Below are 20,252 nucleotides of genomic sequence, written 5' to 3' on the forward strand. Positions count from 1 at the left end.
ATTTCCTTGGCTGGTGAGATTAGGCAATGCTTTGCATTGGCAGGATCGCCTTTCCTAATTTCTATAATGCCTATCGTGATCCTGCCCTTGCGTCAAACAGCCAAATAGCCCGACCGTGCTCTTGCTTGGCGGCGAGAGAACGGTTTGGATCGAGGGTACTCAGAGACGTTACCTTCTGATCCACTTTATGGCCGCCATCCCTTTCTCAGTTTTTGATCGAAATGCCGGCCAGCTTCTTGCTGGAATCCACGACATAATTGAGCGGTCACGGACGCCCACCACATTATCGTTCAGTGGTTATGCCCTTTCTTGAAAGTCGGAATCCTCAGCATCAGGCCCACCCATCGACATGTCGAGCACCCAGCCTTTTACGCGAGCCTGCTGGCCTGCAACGGAGTGGCCGGGTTTGGACATCTGGGCCATGGCTGCTGGTTTTGTTGGGATATTGCTCTTGGGCCGGGCCTTCGCCGGGTGGTTGCGTGACGCTTGCACTTTAACGTCAGCAGCATTGTCGACCTTAAAGAAGGCGATGGAGGTTTGAAGCTCCTCGGCTTGCGCTGCGAGTTCTTCTGAGGTGGCCGACATTTCTTCAGAGGCTCCAGCATTCTGCTGTGTCACCTTGTCGAGTTGCTGGATTGCCTCGTTGATCTGCGAAGCACCGATATCCTGTTCACGGCAAGCCGCGGAGATTTCCGAGACCAATTCGGCAGTCTTGCGGATGTCGGGAACCAGACGTGAGAGCATTCCACCCGCTTCCGTGGCAACCTGCACCGTCTGTCCTGACAGGCCACTGATTTCAGCGGCGGCTGATTGGCTGCGTTCGGCAAGCTTTCGCACTTCAGAGGCGACAACGGCAAAGCCCTTGCCATGTTCTCCCGCGCGGGCTGCTTCCACGGCGGCATTCAGAGCGAGAAGGTCGGTCTGTCGAGCAATTTCCTGCACGATGGAAATTTTCTCGGCAATCGTTCGCATCGCAGCCACAGCCCGATTGACGGCCTCACCGGACGCTTCGGCATCCTTTGATGATTGACGGGCAATCTTTTCGGTTTGAGCAGCATTATCAGCGTTTTGCTTGATATTGGCCGCCATTTCCTCCATGGATGCAGAGGCTTCTTCTGCCGCCGCCGCCTGTTCGGTCGCACCTTGCGAAAGCTGCTCTGCACCGGCGGAGAGCTGCTGCGAACCCGCTGAAACATTTTGACTTGCGGATAATGCATCGGCAACAACGCCGCGGAGGCGCTCAACCATGGACACAAGAGCAATTCCCAGCGTGTCCTTGTCTGAAAGCGGCTCCGGCTCGACCGTCAAGTCGCCACTGGCAATCTGGTCGGCGATGGCTGCTGTGTTGCGCAGGTTGTCTACCATAGTGTTGATCGCATTCTTCATGCGCTCATGATCGCCTTCGCATTCGATGTCCACATGCTGCGTGAGATCACCGAAACTCACCTGACGAAGGACGCGATTGCCCTCAGAGATCGGGAGAATGATGGCATCCAACATGCCGTTGATTCCGGAGACCAGTTTGGCGAAATCACCGACGAAATGATCGGCGGCGCCACGCTCAGAGAGCTTGCCGGCTGTAGACGCCCCAATCAAGCGCTGAAGTTCAGTGGTAATCGCCCGTAAATTTCCACGCAACGTCTCGATGGTCTGATTGATGAAAGCCTTCTTGCCGGGGAACTGCTCGAGCGGTGCTTCAAAATTGCCCTCGCCCAGTTCTTTGATGCAGGCCATGGCCTTCTTTTTGACGGTGATGTGGCTGATGACCATATCGTTGACGCCCTTGGCCATTGCGGCAAAGTCGCCCTTGAATTTCTCAACCGGCACAAAGACGTCGATGTCGCCCTTATCGTGCTCGATCGACATCGTATTCATTTCGGAAATCAGGCCTTTGAGATTGGCGCGCAATGTTTCGATTGTCTCATTGATGAAAGCCTTCTTGCCGGGGAACTGCTCGAGCGATGCTGCGAAATTGCCCTCGCCGAGTTCCTTGATGCAGGCCATAGCCTTCTTTTTAACCGCGATGTGGCCTGCGACCATATCGTTGACGCCCTTGGCCATCACGGCAAAATCGCCGTTGAATTTCTCAACCGGCACGAAGACATCAATATCGCCCTTATCGTGCTCGATCGACATCCTATTCATTTCAGAGATCAGGCCTTTGAGATTGGCACGCAATGTTTCGATTGTCTCATTGATGAAAACCTTCTTGCCGGGGAATTGCTCGAGCGGCGCTTCAAAATTGCCTAACCCAAGTTCCTTGACGCAAGCCATGGCCTTTTTCTTGACCGCGATATGGCCATCGACCATGTCGTTAATGCCTTTGGCCATCACAGCGAAGTCGCCCTTGAAGACTTCTGAGGGTAATCTGACATCGATGTCACCCTTGTCATGCTCACCTGACATGCCTGCGATAGATGCTCCGAGCTTCTGCATCGGCTGCATACTGGCCTCAAGTAATTCATTGACAGCAATCAGCATCTCTCTGGCCTCGCCAGTGACGGCATCGAGATTTGCACGCTCGGCTAGTTTTCCGTCTGCGATACTAACTTTGATGCGCTGTATCTCAGCCACAGCCGCATGAGATTTGGAAGATTTCTTCATTTGAGTGTAGAAAGACATTGTATATCCTCTATCCGAAGCTGTTTAGGATTTGCTGTAGCTGATAAGTCGTGGGCGCCCTGCGGCGACCGTCCTGTAAACAACAGACCGGCTAGGTATCTGCTGAAGCCCAAGTAAGTCATCAAAGCCACCAGGGTCGCGCACTTCATCCCTGCGACCAAGCCCGCTTCTTTTTTGATGGACCGCTTCATAAATGCGATAGCCAGTACACTGTTAGCAATGACGAAACCGCGCGCGAATTCCTCTCACAGCTCGAAGCTTAAGAGAGTGTCTAGTCAACTCGGTCTCAAAACGTGATTTTGTGTCGCGTCATGCGAAGGAACATCGCAACTCGATGCTGTGCGATCTCAATTCTAAGATGTAATTGTTAATCATGCCCTAAAGTACCCCTTTTTTTAGTGGGAACTCATGTGGCGCTGATGATTCTGTCTCAGTTTTTTTAAGGGCTTCATAAATGTCTCTCGCTCTACGCATTTATGGGACAATATTGTGAGTTGGCTGGAGCCGCCTATTATTGCCCGATCATCTGCCCTGACGTTTGAGATCCTGGGCGAGGTGTGAAACAACTTCAGTGAAAGCGTTGGGACAGAGACCAAAAACGGGTTCAACGGTCCGGGTTTCTCCGCGGATGTCGCCGATCAGATTGAAAATTGCAGCTTCGCCCATGGATAAAGCTGGTATGAACTCGACGCCCTTGATCACGGCACAGGCCATATTCAACAGTGAACTGCATTTCCACTTGGTGGCGATCCGGTCTGCCTTCAGTCGTGACTTGAAGCGGTTGAACGCCTCAACGTGGGCGAGGATTACGGCGGCCAGCGCATCATAGAGCGGTTGCGAACCGCGACCGAGCTTGAAGCTGCCGAGTGCATGGCGGGTGAGGAAAGTCGCCTTGGTGGCCAGCAGGCATTCAACGCCAATGATCTTCGGCAGGTTATTCAGCACCTGCTGCGCTTTGCGGCACGAGCATGTGACCATGGAGGTATGGTCTTCCTGACTGCTCTTGGTGCGGATGGTGTGGACGACCGAAGGAACGGCTAATATCTTGTTTTGTGAAGCCATGGCGGTGGCAGTTGGGGAGATAATGCCGTAACCGTAGTTAAGCCCGATGGGCTTTCCGGCGAGGTTGGGCGACAGGCCATAATTCAGCGTGGTGTCGCACAGCGCAAACAAACGCCGCTTGGAAATATTGCTGATTTCAATCAGGGCATTGGCCAGAAGATCCATGGCAAAGCGTCGGTTCTATCTCGTCGAGATAAAGCGTCCGTTCGGCACCAAACAATTGATTAAGTCTCTGACACATTTGAGATATTTTCAATTTTTTTAAGTCGAGAATGCGTCAGCATCTTCGAGATTTGGTATGAGAGGGTTCAAGACATTGAAAACGGCCTATGTGACGATCAATGGGTTCGAGGCCATGCGAGCACGACGCAAAGGCCACGCTACGATTTTCAACCTGACAAAATGCATCCGTGGGCGGGTCCACATCGTTGAGTGCTCCTTCGCCCTTCAAAAGGTTTGCAACAGAGCTGGATCGGTATCCGTATTGTCAACCGGATAACAGAGCCAGAAATTGTGGTGCCGCGGCTGACCAAATCTGACGGTTTCTGCATGGGGTATTCGGGAACGTGTCCGACGTCTCCCCTTGCGAAGATCTGAGCGGCTTTATACGAACATCGGCAGAAAATTGCATCGATCACCTGCTGCAAACACTGAAAGCTGCCAGAAATGTCTCTTGGATGTTACGATATCGAGATGCGCAAGCGGAACGCCGCCGTTCTCGTGGTGCTGTTCTCCCATTCAACCAAGCATCATTTCAAGTCTGTCGATTTTCCGGCGGATGTTTTGAGCATTGCGGATAAGGAAGACACCTATTTCACAAACACGCCAGACATTCTGGCGAATTTCATAGAAAATGTCAGTGCCCCCTACGATCTGGTGATGACGATTGGTGGAAGCAAAGGGGGGCATGGGGCGCTGTATCACGGCACTCTTCTCGCACGCAGGATCGAAAAACCTGTTCGTGTTCTCGCCTTCAGCCCGGTTGTCATGCTCTCGGATAATCCGAATGACATACCATATGTGTCCTACCAAAAGCTGATGGAGCGCGCGCAGACGACACCAGAACTGGCAGAAAACCTGCGCCAGTCAACCCAGGTGATAACAGCAGACCCGCCGCCCAATCTCACGGCCTTCTGCATCGTCGGGGCCGACAATCAATGCGACTGTATCGAGGCCAGCCGACTGATTGGCGCACATATCTTGACGCTGCCTATGCATCACCATGAAACGGTCATCCCGTTCCTTTGCGATACCAGCGATGCCAGAGCAGTGACGAAAACCGTGCTGGTGCTGTACGATAGAGCCGCAGAGGAGGCCGACGTTGCGCATCTGCTTGAAAAAGGCAGTGTTGACAAAATGATCGCGGACCTTTCCCGCGTTCCCAAACAGCCTCGCCTCGATGACCTGACGAATCTTGTCATAAAGGGTGATGCCAGTATTGTGAGGCAGGCTGTGACAACGGCAAGCGCCGGATCGTCCCCATCTGAATCCTGATAGGACGCTCTTCACACCTGATCGAATCGACCGAAAGCCTGCGCTTGCATCAATCGCTACCGTCACAGGCATCTCACAAGGACCGAAGCCTTGTCTTGAACGACAAAGCTCCCACGCGGTCGAAAAAAATCTTACGCTATAGTCCCAAACCGAACCGGTTACACGTCTATCTCTCAGCAACCGGACGTGGTGACCCCTTGGGATGCACGTTTGTTATGCTGCATAATTTCTCAAGCCAGAGTTGGTTCATGGAGAAATTATGAAGCAAATATAAGGCGTTACGGCTTATATTGTGCGTTTTCACAGGACGTGCGTCGCGTAAGCAATGTGTTGGGGAGAGAGGGATGATGCATTTCACACGCGAAACCATGACCGTCCTTGCGGTCCTCACGGCCTGTGCGTGCAGACCCGGCCGTAAGCTTGCCTTCCGGGAACTGACCGATTTGCACAATGGCCCCACCGGAGAGGTCGTCAAAAGCATCTTGCTGTTGCTCCGGCATGAACTGTTGCACCGCGAGCCAGACGGCCGCGTGATGCTCGCCATCAATCCAGCCAGCGTCACACTGGGTGGCATTCTGCGGCTCACCCAACCCGATCTTCTCCAATGGGATAAACAACAAAGCCATAGGCAGCGGAATGTATTCTCGCTCGCCGTTGAAGCCGCCTCAGTGAATTTCGTGCGGATGGCTGACCAGTTCACGCTCGCCGATCTCATCGCGGACCACCCATCCGGGACATGCCACGCGGCATGAACGCCGTATTCGCGTCTTGAATCCTACGGTATCGGGTCTGTTCACGGATATCCATCCGTTGCCTCAGGTCGATCAGGCGTCGGTTTCCAGACTGTCGTCTGCGGGGGACAACTGGGGCACGGGCAACCGCATCAAACGCTCGCGAGCCGGGCGGGCGGTCACGAGGCTACACTCGAGACAAGCGATAGCGGAGCTATCGGGCGAGGCCACGAGGTCCGCGACAGTGAAACGGTCGAGCAGCCTGACAAGAAAGGACGAGGCCGCTGCAACGATGCCGTCAAGCAAGGGCTGCCCTTTGAGAGTCCCGGGTTCAGGCTCTTGCGCGTTGCTGTCGAGGTCCGGCTGGGTGATCCGCAGCACGTCGGCGAGCTTGATGTCCTTGGGATCACGCGCAAGGCGAAGGCCACCGCCCGGCCCGCGATCGCTGGTGAGAAACCCGTTGCGGACCAGAAGAGCGACGACTTGATAGGCATGATCCCTCGTCGCGCCGACCTCTTGCGCCAGATGCTGGGCAGGGTGCTTCGTCAATGGACTTTGCGCGCAGGCTGTCAATATACCGATCGCAATTTCGGATTGCCGCTTCAGGCGCATGGATGGCACTATCAGGTGAGTTACTCGTTGAACCATAGTCGCATATTTGGATGATGGTGACCATGGGCTTCATTGTGCAAAACAATATCAGGCAATGGCATTGCGCATCCATCCGCGCCCGTGCCAGCGCGAAAGCATGAAACCGGCCTTGAGTGTCTCCTCAATAATCAGCGCGTACCAGACACCTTCGACCCCATAGCCCGCCTCCACGCAAAACAGCCAGGCCAGTGGCAGACCGAGCCCCCAAGTCAACCCGATACTGACGAGGACCGGGACCCGTGCGTCGCCGACAGCCCTGAGCGAATGCAGCAGCACTGTATTGAAGGCGAAGCCGGGCTGGATGAAAATCGTCAGCAACAAAAGGTAGGTGGAAAGTTCCAGAACCTCACCGCCCTGTCCGAACAATCCGAGATATTGATCGGACAAGAGCCAGAACAGAAGCGCGATTGCCATCGTGACCACGGTTGCGGCAAGGCTGGAGCGCAGCGCCTGACGATAGGCGTCCTGCCGTCGGCCTTCGCCCCAGCGATAGCCGACGAGCACCTCGTTTCCTTGGCTCACAGCCATGACGACAAGGATGAGGAACGTCATGGCCAGCATGACATAGGTGCGGCTCAAGACACTTGAGACGCCGAAGCCCGCAACAAAGCCGAGCAGGACAAGCTGGTAAAAACCGTAGCCGATATAGTCCGAAACACTGGGAAAGGCGAGGACGAGCATCCGCCGCACGAGCAAGAGCCGCGCCCTGATCGGCCCAGCCACGAAACGAAGACCGAGAGTGTAATAGACGGCAAGGCCGAACATCAGCGCCATTGCAATCCTTGAGCCGAGTGTTGCATAGGCCGCACCTGTCACTCCGAGCGGGGGAACCGGCCCGGCACCAAGCACAAGAACATAGGTCGCCCCAATGTAAATCACCGACAGGAGCAAGCCGGTCATCACAATCACCCGGCTGCTGCCGAAAGCCCTCAGGCTGGCAATCGCAGCCGTGGCAAGCGCATTGAAGGCCATGGCAGCGGCGGCGACGGAAAGATAAAGACTTGCATCGTGAACGATTGATGCCGGGACATCGAGAATCCGCAAGATCACCGGTCCACCCAGAAACAGCAGACCGCCTACCAAAAGGCCAAGGAGCGTATTGGTGAAGACCGCAAGCGCTGCGATCTGCCGCGCGCCCTCCTCGTCACCGCGCCCGAGACTGTGCGATATCAGGATGACCGCGCCGATCCCGACCATGCTCGAAATCTCGAAAACAACCTGAAGCACTTGCCGCACAATCGCCACCGCCGCTGCCGCATTGGCGGAATAGGCACTGACGATCAGCATTTCCGACAGCATGACCAGAAAGGTCAGCAGCGAATGCACGAACATCGGCAGGCTAAGCCGGAAAAGCGACTTTGTCGTTCGCGCGGATGGCGGGCGGCGCGGCAGGTCCGCATCGCCAAGGGTTTCAACTGTCTGCATGCGTCAGGCACCTGTGCGTTCGGCCCGCAGGCCACGGCGACCTGCAAGGCGATCGCGACCCGTCTGGCGCAAGAGGGTTCGATCACCTCCAGACCATTCGCCTTCACGACCGGCTTGGAGCTGCGCGATATGGGCGGCCATTGTTTCCAGCGTCGGAAACTGGAAAAAGGCCGTAATATCAATCGATACTCCAAAACGCTTGTCGATCACACCCTGCAAAGAGACAACAAGCAGCGAATGGCCGCCGCATTCGAAGAAATTGTCCCCCGGATTGACGTGGTCGAGTTTAAGCGCCTCTCGCCAGATTGCGGCAAGCGTTGCCGCGGGTTCGCCGGAGATCGGCAGGTGCGTTTGCCGCTGTGCCGGTTTTGGTCGGCAGGCCGGAAGTGCGCGGCGATCAACCTTGCCGTTTGGCGTCAGCGGGAAGGCATCAAGCGCGACATAGGCCGATGGCAGCATGTAGAGCGGCAGGCTGTCGGCCATATGGGGTCCAAGCTCCGCGCTCGCCTCCCCGGCAAATGGCTCTCGCCAACGCAGATAGGCGACAAGCTGCTTGCCAGCACCGCCATCTTCGACAAGCACTGCCGCTTCGGCAACGCGAGGATGGGCCGCAAGCCTTGCCTCGACCTCCCCGAGTTCGATGCGATAGCCACGCAGCTTCACCTGATTGTCGATCCGTCCGAGAAAATCGAGCGCGCCATTCTCCGCCAAGCGCACAAGGTCGCCAGTGCGGTACAGATGGTAGCCGTCCTGCGGACCACGCCGGAAAGGGTTGGGGATGAACCTGTCTGCCGTCAGGCCGGGTTTGCCCCAGTAGCCCGGGCTCAATCCCGCACCGCCGATGTGCAATTCTCCCGGCGTGCCCGGTGGCACGGGTTCCCCGCGCCGGTCGAGAACATAGAGTTGGGTGTTCTGAATGGGGCCAGCAACCGTGACACTGTGGCCATTGAGGTCTTCACGCCGCACCTCAGTGGCCGCAGACCAGATGGTTGTCTCGGTTGGACCGTAAAGATTCCACAGGCAATTGCCCCGATCCAGTAACTCGACTGCCAGACGGCTGTCCAGCGCCTCGCCGCCGCACAGCATGCGAAGCCCCCTCGCTCCGCGCCACCCCGTCTCGATCAGCATGCGCCACCCGGCGGGCGTTGCCTGCATGACACTCGGCTGCACACGATCGATCAGCGCGGCAAGACGCCGACCATCGCGGGCAATGGCGCTCTCAGTAAGCAGCACTGTTGCGCCTTGCGAAAGAGGGGCGAACAATTCCAGCCCCGCAATGTCGAAGCCAATCGTGGTCAGCGCCAGCAGGCGGTCGCTCGCATCGATCCCGGGCCTGTCGGCCATGGACGCGATGAAATTGGCAAGGGCACCATGGGTAATTGCCACGCCCTTGGGCTGGCCGGTGCTGCCGCTGGTATAAAGAATGTAGGCGAGATCATCGGCCTGAACCGCAGCAGGTTTGAAGGATGCCGACGCACCGCCGAATATCTGGGTCGGGTCCATCACCGGAACATCTTGCGGCATCTCCGCCCGCTCACTGTCCGCAAGATCCGTTAGCACCAGCGCTGCACCGGAATCGGCCAGCATGTAGGCAATGCGCTCTGCCGGATAGTCGGGATCAACAGGCAGATAGGCAGCACCCGACCGCATGACGGCCAGCAGTGAGGGCAGCAATGCGCTTCCACGCCGCTGATAGACCGCAACGACCGCGCCCCGGCCAATGCCTTGCTGGTAAATGTGATGGGCAAGAGCATCCGCGTGAAGGACGAGATCGCCATAGGACATGGCGCTGTCGCGGCCCTCACCCACCTGAACGACGGCGGCTTTGCCCGGTTTGCTTTGCGCCCGCGCGATGATCTGGTCGTGAACCGCCACACTTGGCTGCGTCTGCGGACCTCGGCCCGTCTGGAGCAGGATGTCTCGCTCATCGGGATGAAGCATCTCGATTGTGCCAAGGCAGGCTTGCGGATCATCAGCGATGGATGAGAGCAAAGTCTCGTAATGGCGCAGCAGACGATCCGCTCTTGTGGATGACAGACGGGATGGGTCCGCGGCAAGCGCAATCTCAATCTCGGTCCCGGGAAAGACCCGGAGCGACAGCGGATAATGCGTACGCTCATAGCTGCCGGGATCGGTGAGGGTGAGCGTGTGTGTTCCTTCCGCGAAAGCAGCCTGCATCGAAAGCGGTAGATTCTCGATGATAAGCAACGTGTCAAAAAGCGGCTGATCGGCGGTCTTGCCAGCCCAGCGCTGAATATCGGCAAGCGCTGCATGCCCGTGCTTTTCCCGCTGGCGATGCGCAGACTGGAGGCCTTGAAGCCATTCGGCCACCCTCTCATCCGGTCGCGTGCGGGCGCGGAACGGCACCGTGTTCAGGAACAGGCCAATCATTCGGTCTGCATCTGGCAGGTCCGGCGGGCGGCCCGACAAAACCGTTCCGAAGATCACATCGTCCTCGGCCCCATAGCGCGATAGAAGCAGCGCCCAGGCCCCCTGTAACACGGTCGCCAGCGTCAGCCGCTCCCGCCGCGCCATCACGGTCAGCCGCGTTGCGAGGCTGGCATCAAGGCTGCGCCGGATCTCGACAATGGCCTCCTGTGCCGCCTCGCCCGTTTTCGTCTCCCCGAACAGGCCGCCTTGCGGCAGATCGGCAAGAGCGTGCGACCAATAGGCCTGCGCAGAAGAGATATCCTGCCGGTCGCGCCACGCGACGTATTGCCGATAAGACGGGGGAGGCGCTGGCAGGCTTTCGCCGGCATAAGCCTTCAACATTTCGCCGACAAGCAGCGAGCCGCACCAGCCATCCATCAACAGGTGGTGGAAAGTCCAGACGAAGCGATGGCGGCCAGTTCCGAGCCGTATCAGCGCAAACCGCAAAAGGGGTGCCGCATCCAGCGTAAAGCCACGGCGGCGATCCGCCTCCAGCCATGCCGCAAAGGCTGTCTCCTGCCCTGCCGCGTCTTCGCCCGACCAATCCGCTTCGCGCCATTCGGGCACAACATCTTCCGCAATGACCATGACTGGCCGCTCGACATCCAACCAGCGGCAGGCACCACGCAAAACCTCATGGCGGGCGATCACCCTCCCCCACGCCGATTTGAAAGCATCGGTATCCAGCGGGCCTTCCAGCACGCACCAGCATTGCTCGATATAGGTGCCTGAGGCTGGGGCCATCAGACTGTGGAACAGCATGCCCGCCTGCACGGGCGTCATCTCGAAGCTAGGTCCGCTTTCGGCAACCTCACTTATCTGAACCTCAATTGCCTGAACCGCGTTTTCGGCAACGGCAACTGCGGCCTGTGCTGCAATTGTCTGCAACTCGAAAATCTGGGTCGGTTCGAGCTTCAGCCCCTTGGCTTGTGCCTTCGCGACGATCTGGACGCCGATAATGGAGTCACCACCGAGATCGAAGAAATTATCCTCGATGCCAAAATCCTCGCGCCGCAGCACGGCCTTCCATATTTCCAGCAGCGTCGCCTCAATGGCATTGCGGGCTGGAACCGGCTCCGTACGCGTTGTGGAAAGTTGGGGGATCGGAAGCTGTTTGCGATCCACCTTACCGTTCGGGTTGAGAGGAAATTCATCCATCAGCACGAAGGCCGTCGGCACCATATAGCGCGGCAATTGCGCAGACAACGACTGGCGTAGCTTACGCTCAATCTCACCATCGTTCGTCGTCGGCCAATCGCGAACGAGCACATAGGCAATCAGCCGCTCGTTTTCCGCGTCGAGCGTGACGATGGCCTGCTCAACGACGCTTTCGCGCAGCAATTTGTCTTCGATCTCGCCGATCTCGATGCGGTAGCCGCGCAGCTTGACCTGAAAATCCGTGCGTCCGATAAATTCGATCTCACTATTTGCCAGACGAACAACCGCATCGCCGGTGCGATAGAGCCTAAGCGCAGGGCTGTTTTCATCGTAGAACGGGTTCGGCACGAAGCGCGCGGCTGTGAGAGCCGGGCGGTTCCAGTAACCGGGGCTGAGGCACGGCCCACCGATATAGAGTTCGCCGCCAATGCCGCGCGGCAAGGGCTGCATATAGGCGTCGAGAACGTGGAGGTGGGTATTGTCGAGAAGGCCACCAACGGGCACTTTGCCGCTTTCCGCGTGGGCGTGGGTGACCTTCAGCGCGCTTGCCCAGATTGTCGCCTCCGTTGGCCCATAAACGTTCCACAACTCTTTCGTGCGGTCGATCAGCTTGCGGGCAAGCGGCGCATCCAGCGCCTCGCCGCCGCAAAGGGCGATGAGATGCGGCAATCCCTCCCAGCCACTGTCGATCAACATGCGCCAATAGGCGGGCGTTGCCTGCAAATGCGAGATACGATCCGTGACAAGCACGTCGGCAAGCCGCTGTGGCGCAAGCAGCAGGTCTTGGCCGTAAAGCACGGTGGTCGCGCCGACGCTGAGCGGCAGAAGCATTTCCAGAATGGAAATGTCGAAGGTGGGCGTGGTGATTGCCAAAAGCCGATCACCGGGCGCAAGCCCCGGCGAGACGGCCATGGAGCGCAGATGATTGAGCAGGCTTGCATGGCCAATCGGCACGCCGTTCGGTCGGCCCGTACTGCCGCTGGTGTAGAGAAGATAGGCGATGCGCGCGGGATCAGAGGGCGGCAGCGCGGCAGGGGTGTCGCTCACCGGCATTGGGCGGGTCGGATCAAGGGAGCGATGGGCCGGATAGAGGTCTGCCCTGTCCGTCAAAACCAGACTGACACCGGAATCCTCAAGCACATAGGCAACCCGATCCGCCGGATGATCGGGATCGAGCGGAACATAGACCGCACCCGCTTTCAGAATGGCAAGGAAGGCGATGACGGATTGCCCCCTGCCCGGCAGCGAAACGGCGACCCTATCGCCGGGGTGAACCGAAAGGCTGACAAGCGTGTCAGTAAGTGCGTCCACATCTGTCTGTAGTTCGCCATAGGTCCAACTGCGGCCCTGACTTTCAAGTGCAATCGCATCGGGTTGGTGCCGGGCCACGTGTGCGATTGCGTCGTGCATGGTGATGTCAGGCACGGGCCGCGCGGTTGGCGTTCCAAGCGCAACCACGGCGGCATGCTCTTCCTTTGATAGATAGGCGAGCGTTGGCAGCAAAGCATTAGGAGCTTGCAGGATGGAGCCGAGCAAAACCTCGAAATGGGCGGCCATGCGCTCGATCCGCCATGAATCAAAGATCGCCATGCGATATTCGATGTTCAGCAGATAGCCGGATTCCCGCTCCATCACATACCAACTGAGATCGACCTTTGTTTCACTCAGCCTTGCTGGCTGTTGGCGAACCTTGAGACCGTCGATGCCGAAATCGATCTGCTCGGCATTCTGTGCGCGGTAATCTTGCGACTGCAACTGGAACATAACCTGCGAGAGCGGGTTCTGCCGTTGGTCGCGGCTCATGCCAAGTGCCTCAGCAATCAGCGGAAAGGGAAATGCCTGATGGTCGAGCGCATCCGAGAACCGCTCCTGAACCGCCCCGACCCACTGCGAAAACGTCATCCGCGGATCAAGTTGCGCGCGCAGCACCAGCGTGTTGGTAAACAGACCAATCAGCCCTGCGGCATCCGGATCGTCCCGCCCGGCGACGGGCACGCAGACCGACAGGTCCCGCTCGCCACTGTAGCGATGAAGCAGCAGCGAGAAGGCCGCAGCCATCACCACAAAAGGTGTGGTTCCAAGCTGGCTGGCAAGCGAGGCGACCTGCGACGACACCGAGACGGGAATAACCCGTGTCACGGTGGCCGCCGTCATCTCAACGCTGCTGCTGCGGGATCGGTCGCTTGGCAATTCCAGCGGCTTGAGATCGGCGAGGGTTTGTTTCCAGTAGTCGCGAGCGCGTTCGCAATCCGGGCGCTGAAGCCATGCGTGTTGATCAAGAACCAGATCACCAAAATCACGGTTGATGGGCGAAAGCGCGGGCGCGGCACCCATACGATAGGCGCGGTAGCAGGCCGTCAGCTCGCGCATCAGCACGCCGCGTGACCAGCCATCCGCGACAATGTGATGAAGGGTGATCGCCAGCAGATGGTCGCTCTCATTCTGCCGGAAGAGATGCGCCCGGATCAGCGGTGCCTTTGAGAGATCGAAAGGGTCAGTCGCAACAGCCAGCGCCAGCGCCTCACCATCCTCGCCTGTCGCCTCCAGATCGGTAAAGCCCAGAGCAAAAGCGTGGTTCGGATCAACCTCCTGCCAAGGCTCACCTGCCTCCACGGGAAAGGCGGTTCTGAGCGGCGCATGCCGGGAGACAATTGTTGCAAGGCTGCGCTCAAGGGCTGCGCGATCAAGCGGCCCCTCAAACCGCCAGCGATAGGCAACGTGATACGCAGAACTCTCGGGATAGAGGCTCTGCTGGAGCCAGAAATGCTTCTGGCCGGGTGTCAACGGCAGGCGCCCGGTGCGCGTTGACACCCTTGGCGTCTCTTGTGGCGTCTCTTCCGGGGCCACCCGTTCCCAGGCGATCCCACGGGCTTCGAGCTGGCGGCGGAAGGCCTCGCGTTCCGCAAGACTGAGCGCCGCAACGCGGGCGCGCAGCGCCACAATAGGATCGACAGAGTTCACGGGCAGTCTCCCTATACGGCTTCGGCGATGGTCGGCTGCGGCGCATGCTGGCGCGCAAGCCGCGCGAGATGCGGCAGACCGCCCATGACGAGATCGTAATCCTGCACGAAGTCGATCAGGCATGCGATTTCATCGATCCCCGCCGCAGCCAGCGCCTGCACTGTCTCTGCGGTGCTTTCCGGCGTGCCGATGAGCGAGCGGCCCTTGATGAAGCCCTCAACCCCGAACTCGATCAGGCTGTCGAGATCGTCCCGGCTGAAATTCTCGAGCGCGATATCAAGACCCATGCTGCGGGCCAGCCCTTCGAGCAGATGATAATGGGTTCTGAGATAATCGCTGAAGGGGCCTTTGACATTGGCTTTCACGGTTTCGACATCACCGCCGAGATAGGTGTGCACCATAATGCTCACGGTGCCCGCAGCCGGATCAAAACCGTTCTTTTCCAGCGACCGGCGGTAGGCGGCGATCTTGGGTGTCAGGCTTTCCAATGTCTCACCGAGCAGCGCCGTCAGCACGTTGATGCCGCGACGGCCCGCTTCCACAAAGGTTTCCATGGACTGGCACGCCACCCAGAAAGGCACGCGCGGTTGCACCGGGCGCGGCAGTGTCTTTGCCTCAACGGCATTGCCTTCCGCATCCTCAAAGGTCAGCGTCTCGCCAGCAAGCAGCTTGGTGACCTGATCATAGCTCCGCCACATCAGGCTGCGGCGGCTGCCATGCGGCTCACGCGACAGCACGAATTCGTTGCGCGTCCAGCCCGACGCAATCGCCACACCCACACGGCCTTGCGAGAGATTGTCCACGACGGCAATTTCTTCTGCCACGCGCACGGGATGATGGAGCGGCAGAACAATGCTGCCGGAGCGCAATTGCACCTTCTTCGTCACCATGGCCAGTGCGGCATGGATCATCGACGGATTGGGATAGAGGCCGCCGAAGGCATGGAAATGGCGCTCCGGCACCCAGAGTGCGCTCAGGCCATTGTCATCGGCAAACCGTGCGCTGTCCATCAGCAGCCGATAGCTGTCACCGTTCGTAGCGGAGCCATCGCCATCGAAATAGAAGAGGCTGAATTTCATCGTCGTCGTTCCTTTACGTATTACTGATGGAAGGCAGGTGACAATCAGGCTTCCTTGCGGAGCGCCTCTGCCTCAATGTCGTCCAGGAGGGCGGCAAGCTCTGCCTGTTCTTTCCGTGCGGCCTCGAGGCGCTCACGGATAACGGCCGCGATGCCCCCTACGGTCGGTGCATCAAACAGCAGGGCGCGCATGGGCAGCTCGATTGAGAATTGCTTGCGCAACCGTGTCACGACCTGCACGGCAAGCAGGGAATGCCCACCAAGCTCGAAGAAATTGTCATCGATTCCGACACGCGAAATGCCAAGAAGTTCCCCGATAACAGCCGCCACATCGGTCTCAATGGGATCGCGCGGGGCGATGAACGCTGCCTGCACACGCTCGCGCCCGGTGTTTTCCTTCTGATCCACGGCCACACCGGCCCTTGGTTCCTGCCGTGCTGCGGCCATGCGATGCCGCAGATCAACCGGCGTCACGGCGAGCTGGGAGACTTGGCGGTGGGCGAGAACCGCTCGGGTTGCCCGCCAGACCTCGTCGACGTCAATCGCGTCGTTAAGAAAGCCTGTTGCCTCCTCTCGCGTGGTGCCAAAAGGAAGGCATGTATCCCAGGCGATTGCCTGCCAGACCGGACGCTGTGCGCCGCGCCGCGCATCAACGAAGGCATCAAGAAAGCTGTTGGCCCCCGCATAGGCGGCAAGGCCCGCGCCGCCGACCAGCGTTGAGAGGGAGGACTGGACGAGGACGAAGTCGGGGGTGTGATCGGCAAGCGCCGCTGATAGAGCGTTCAGGCCGTCAACCTTGGTTGCGAACAATGCAGCATTGCGCTCCGCTGTGGCCTCCGTGAGCGGGCAGTGGTAAACCTCGCCCATGCCCGCTGTCTGGAAAACCCCACGGATCGGGCCAAACGGTGCGCCAAGCGAATTGAGGCATGCAGCAAGCCAAGCGGGGTCAGCGAGATCACCGCTGAACAGAATATAATCCTCGCCCGGAGTGCCAATGCCGCGCAAAGCCCGGATCAACGCACTAACCGGATGCTTCGGCCCATGCGATGCAAGCCAGTGTTCCCAATCCGCAGCATTCGGAAGCCCGCTTGGTCCAACAAGGACGACCTTCGCGCCCAATGTTTGAACGAGCGCCCGGGCATAGACGAGGGCGAGACCATCGAGGAGATCGCCTGCGATGAGGTAAGTGGCCCCCGCCGTGAGAGCCGGAACATCGGCTGGCTCCGGCAAGGGCGTCGGCACATGGCTCTCGACCCAGCAATAGCCATTGCGCAGCGCCATCACGGTCCTGTCGTCGCGCCAAGGGTGTGATAGCGCCTCAGCGAGGCCGTGCACAGTGGCACCTTCTGCCGATGGAAGATCGATGCTTCGGCAGGAAATGCCGGGAATGTCCTGCGGCAAGACGCGGAGCATGCCAAGCACCTTGGCCGCCTGCGCATCAACAACCTCCGCGCCAGTCACACCATGCAGGCCACATGCCAGAACGGTCAGAAGCGGCGGGCGGCTCTCGGTCGTGGTCAGGGCTTTCGCGAGCGCAAAACTGCTGGTGAAAGCTGTGTCCGGGGCCGCATTGGCATCAAGGGAGAAGCCATTGACGATCTGGGTCAGTGTTGCACCGTTCGCTGCAAGATCGGCAAGAACTGCGCTGTAGTGCTGCGGCTCAGCGGGGTCGATGTGATACGCCCCCCCGGCATTCTCATAGGCTATCCCAGACCGTACCCGTGTGACCTTGATCTGATCCGAAACCGGACCGATTGCCGCAAGGGTCTCATCGCCGCCAAGAATCAGCCAATGCTCGTGGCCGCTCGTTGTGAGATGCTCAAACGGCGCACGTTGCCAGACCGGCTGGTTGAACCAGTTCTCGATTGACGTGCGCCGGGCGGCTTTGTCGGGCATGGATTCGGTGGGTGCAATCCGCGCAATCGCGTAGGAACTGCGCTGGAAAGGGTAGGTTGGAAGTGGCACGCGGCGACGCGGACCTGCCTCTTTTTCGGCAACAAGCTCGACATCGATACCCGCAATCCAAAGCTCCGCCAATGCCAGCAGCGCGTGGTCGCAGGCATCCAGCGGTGCCTTCGCATCGGGCAGCGAAGTGGCAACGCGAAGCAGCGCTTTTCCCTGTTGGCGTGCAAGCCGGGTCAGTGTCGAGCCGGGTCCAACTTCGAGAAGAAACGGGGCCGGCAATTCAAGCGCCCGCGCAAGGCAGGGGCCAAACAGAACTGTTTGGCGCAGATGGGCCACCCAATAGGCCGGGTCGGTTGCCTCCTGCGCCGTCAGCCAATTGCCTGTCAGGTTCGAGACAATGTCAATCTGCGGCGGGTTGAGTGTCACCGTGGCGAGCACCTGCGCAAACGCTTCAAGCGCAGGCTCCATCATGAAACTGTGAAAGGCATGGGAGGTTTTAAGCTCATGCCTGCCGATACCGCTGCGATCAAACCGCTCCGCGAGTTCTGCAATCGCCTCTGCCGTGCCCGCCAGAACCGTGCTGCGCGGACCGTTGACGGCGGCAAGTTCCACGTATGGCGAAAGCGAAGCGCGCGCCTCCTGTTCCGAGAGCATAACGGAGAGCATGGCACCGGGAGGGCAGGCCTGCATCAGCCGCCCGCGGGCAACAACCAGCTTCACCGCGTCTTGCAGCGAGAAGACCCCGGCAAGGCAGGCCGCAACATATTCCCCGAGACTGTGACCGACCATGGCCCGTGGCTTGATGCCCTTGGCAAGCCACATCTGCGCCAGCGCGAATTCGACGGCGAACAGTGCTGGCTGCGTTATCTCTGTGCGGGAAAGTTGCTCTGTCGTTGTGCCATCGCCAAAGATGATGGCCGCGAGGTCAAGTTCGGTCGGCATCAAGCGCAGGCAGGCATCGAAGGCGGCGCGGAACGTGGCATCCGTCTCGTACAGCGCCCGCGCCATTCCCGGATATTGTGCACCCTGTCCGGGAAACAGCAGGATCAAACTTGCATCGCCAGCCAGCGGCTCACCCGCGACACAATCGGGGCCTTCACCGCTGCGGATGATATGCGCGGCCGCGTCTCGCTCCCTTGCGAGGGCGACAAAGCGATGCTCCATCTTTCGGCGGCCCTGCCGGAGGGTGTAGGCAATATCGGCAAGCTGTGCGCCATCATCGGTGCCAAGATGATCGGCCAGCGCGTTTCGCATCGCCGCCAGCGCGTCCGGCGTCTTGGCCGAGAGTGGCAAAAGATAAGGCCCGGTGGTGTCCACTTCGCGGTCCCGAACCGGAGGCTCCTCAAGGATCACATGCGCATTCATCCCGCCCATGCCAAAGGCGCTTATGGCCGCGCGACGCTTGCGCAACTCTGTCACCGGCCATGCCCGCTGCTGTGCCACGATGTCGAAAGGGCTTGACGCCAGATCAAGGGCCGGGTTCGCGCTGGTAAAATTGATGCTGGCGGGCAGAATCTGGTGCTTCAGCGCAAGAATGGTCTTGATCAGCCCTCCCATTCCGGCGGCCACATCCATATGCCCGAGATTGCCCTTCACAGAACCCAGACCGCAGCGGCGGCCCTGCTGTTTCAGCGCATCGCCATACACACTGGACAGGGCACGGATTTCGATGGGATCGCCGAGAGCCGTGGCGGTTCCATGTGCTTCGACATAGTCCACCTCAGAGGCTTCAAGGCGGGCGTCGGCAAGGGCTGCCTGAAGCACCGCCGTTTGCCCGGCAACGCTGGGTGCCGTCAGCCCGACCTTGGCGGAACCATCGTTGCCGATGGCCGATCCGCTGAGAACCGCATGAATTGTATCGCCGTCAGCAATCGCGTCGCTCAACCGTTTGAGAACGAGGACGCCGACGCCATTGGTGAAGACGGTGCCCTTGGCATTGGCATCAAACGGACGGCATGCCCCGTCCGGGGAGGCGATGCCTTCGCTCTTGTAGAGATAGCCTTCCGGGCGCGGCTGCCCGATGGCAACGGCACCGGCCAGCGCCATATCCGCCTCGCGTGCCAGAAGGCCGCGTGCTGCGAGATGAAGTGCCACGAGCGCCGTGGCACAAGTCGCCTGTACCCCAACCGTTGGCCCGGTGAGATCGAGGTGATAAGCGACACGCGAAGCAATCATGCCAAGCACATTGCCAAGGCCAGCATGGATCGGGTCCGTTGCCTCCCGGAGCGCCGGATTGGCCTGTATCTGGCTGAAATGATAGTTCAGTGCACCACCGGCATAGACGCCGATACGACCACCATACGTGGCGCTGTTATAGCCCGCATGGTCGAGAGCATTCGCTGCGCATTCGAGGAAGACACGATGTTGGGGATCAAGCAATTCCGCATCGCGCGGCGAATAGCCGAAGAAACCGGCATCGAAAGCCGTTGGATCATCGAAGCCACCCCAGACCCGGACATAATCCGACCGGGCCGCCATCTTGGGATCGACGCCAGCCTGTTGCAGTTCGTCATCCGTGACAGAGCGAAGGCCACTTTGACCTTGCTTCAGAAGGCCCCAGAACGCGTCGAGATCATTGGCTCCGGGAAAGCGCCCGGCCATGCCGACGATTGCCACGCGCTCGTCCTTCTCCCTTTGCGCCGCCTCCAGACGCGCGCGCGCGTCCTTCAAAATCGAGAGGATTTCATCCTGTTCAACGATGTCCGGTGTCGGGGTTTCAACGTCAGTCATAGGGT

At 59.1% G+C, this 20,252-nt stretch carries 9 protein-coding genes and 1 pseudogene; 3 read left to right on the top strand and 7 right to left on the bottom strand.

Features of this window, described 5'->3' with window-relative positions:
- Positions 1 to 297: 297 nt before the first annotated feature.
- Both G6L01_RS25505 and G6L01_RS25510 read right to left on the bottom strand, forming a co-directional pair.
- Positions 298 to 2,622: a methyl-accepting chemotaxis protein gene (locus G6L01_RS25505; RefSeq protein WP_060720024.1), complete on the bottom strand. Its 2,325-nt coding sequence runs from the start codon at positions 2,620 to 2,622 to the stop codon at positions 298 to 300.
- A 522-nt stretch (positions 2,623 to 3,144) separates the two neighbouring features.
- Positions 3,145 to 3,849 carry an aromatic amino acid lyase gene (locus G6L01_RS25510; protein WP_060720023.1) on the bottom strand — a complete coding sequence of 235 codons (705 nt, stop codon included), beginning with the start codon at positions 3,847 to 3,849 and terminating at the stop codon, positions 3,145 to 3,147.
- Between the two features lie 133 nt (positions 3,850 to 3,982).
- Between G6L01_RS25510 and G6L01_RS25515 the strand changes: the two are divergent.
- From G6L01_RS25515 to G6L01_RS25525, 3 genes and pseudogenes are all read left to right on the top strand, one after another.
- Positions 3,983 to 4,060: pseudogene (locus G6L01_RS25515) on the top strand (IS6 family transposase); the annotation flags it as partial.
- Positions 4,061 to 4,377: 317 nt separating this feature from the next.
- Positions 4,378 to 5,178 carry a hypothetical protein gene (locus tag G6L01_RS25520; RefSeq protein ID WP_234613915.1) on the top strand — a complete coding sequence of 267 codons (801 nt, stop codon included), beginning with the start codon at positions 4,378 to 4,380 and terminating at the stop codon, positions 5,176 to 5,178.
- A 344-nt stretch (positions 5,179 to 5,522) separates the two neighbouring features.
- Positions 5,523 to 5,930 carry a hypothetical protein gene (locus G6L01_RS25525; RefSeq protein ID WP_060720021.1) on the top strand — a complete coding sequence of 136 codons (408 nt, stop codon included), beginning with the start codon at positions 5,523 to 5,525 and terminating at the stop codon, positions 5,928 to 5,930.
- A gap of 72 nt (positions 5,931 to 6,002) precedes the next feature.
- Here G6L01_RS25525 and G6L01_RS25530 read toward each other — a convergent pair whose 3' ends face one another.
- From G6L01_RS25530 to G6L01_RS25550, 5 genes are all read right to left on the bottom strand, one after another.
- Positions 6,003 to 6,458, bottom strand: a complete 456-nt coding sequence (locus tag G6L01_RS25530) for an Rrf2 family transcriptional regulator (protein WP_233741828.1) — start codon at positions 6,456 to 6,458, stop codon at positions 6,003 to 6,005.
- A gap of 150 nt (positions 6,459 to 6,608) precedes the next feature.
- The gene (locus G6L01_RS25535) at positions 6,609 to 7,985 is read right to left on the bottom strand and encodes an MATE family efflux transporter (RefSeq protein WP_060720019.1); all 1,377 of its coding nucleotides are present in this window, start codon (positions 7,983 to 7,985) and stop codon (positions 6,609 to 6,611) included.
- 3 nt (positions 7,986 to 7,988) lie between these two features.
- A complete protein-coding gene (locus tag G6L01_RS25540; protein ID WP_337732955.1) occupies positions 7,989 to 14,534 on the bottom strand; it encodes an amino acid adenylation domain-containing protein in 6,546 nt (2,181 codons plus the stop codon).
- Between the two features lie 11 nt (positions 14,535 to 14,545).
- Positions 14,546 to 15,613, bottom strand: coding sequence for an LLM class flavin-dependent oxidoreductase (locus tag G6L01_RS25545; RefSeq protein ID WP_060720017.1), 1,068 nt, complete (start codon positions 15,611 to 15,613; stop codon positions 14,546 to 14,548).
- Positions 15,614 to 15,657: 44 nt separating this feature from the next.
- A complete protein-coding gene (locus tag G6L01_RS25550) occupies positions 15,658 to 20,247 on the bottom strand; it encodes a type I polyketide synthase (RefSeq protein ID WP_070166134.1) in 4,590 nt (1,529 codons plus the stop codon).
- Between the last annotated feature and the right edge of the window lie 5 nt (positions 20,248 to 20,252).

This window comes from Agrobacterium vitis, assembly GCF_013337045.2.
GTDB lineage: Bacteria > Pseudomonadota > Alphaproteobacteria > Rhizobiales > Rhizobiaceae > Allorhizobium > Allorhizobium vitis_B.

Coding starts and splice junctions, on each gene's coding strand:
- G6L01_RS25505 (WP_060720024.1), bottom strand. CDS start 2,622: ATGTCTTTCTACACTCAAATGAAGAAATCTTCCAAATCTCATGCGGCT.
- G6L01_RS25510 (WP_060720023.1), bottom strand. CDS start 3,849: ATGGATCTTCTGGCCAATGCCCTGATTGAAATCAGCAATATTTCCAAG.
- G6L01_RS25520 (WP_234613915.1), top strand. CDS start 4,378: ATGCGCAAGCGGAACGCCGCCGTTCTCGTGGTGCTGTTCTCCCATTCA.
- G6L01_RS25525 (WP_060720021.1), top strand. CDS start 5,523: ATGATGCATTTCACACGCGAAACCATGACCGTCCTTGCGGTCCTCACG.
- G6L01_RS25535 (WP_060720019.1), bottom strand. CDS start 7,985: ATGCAGACAGTTGAAACCCTTGGCGATGCGGACCTGCCGCGCCGCCCG.
- G6L01_RS25545 (WP_060720017.1), bottom strand. CDS start 15,613: ATGAAATTCAGCCTCTTCTATTTCGATGGCGATGGCTCCGCTACGAAC.
- G6L01_RS25550 (WP_070166134.1), bottom strand. CDS start 20,247: ATGACTGACGTTGAAACCCCGACACCGGACATCGTTGAACAGGATGAA.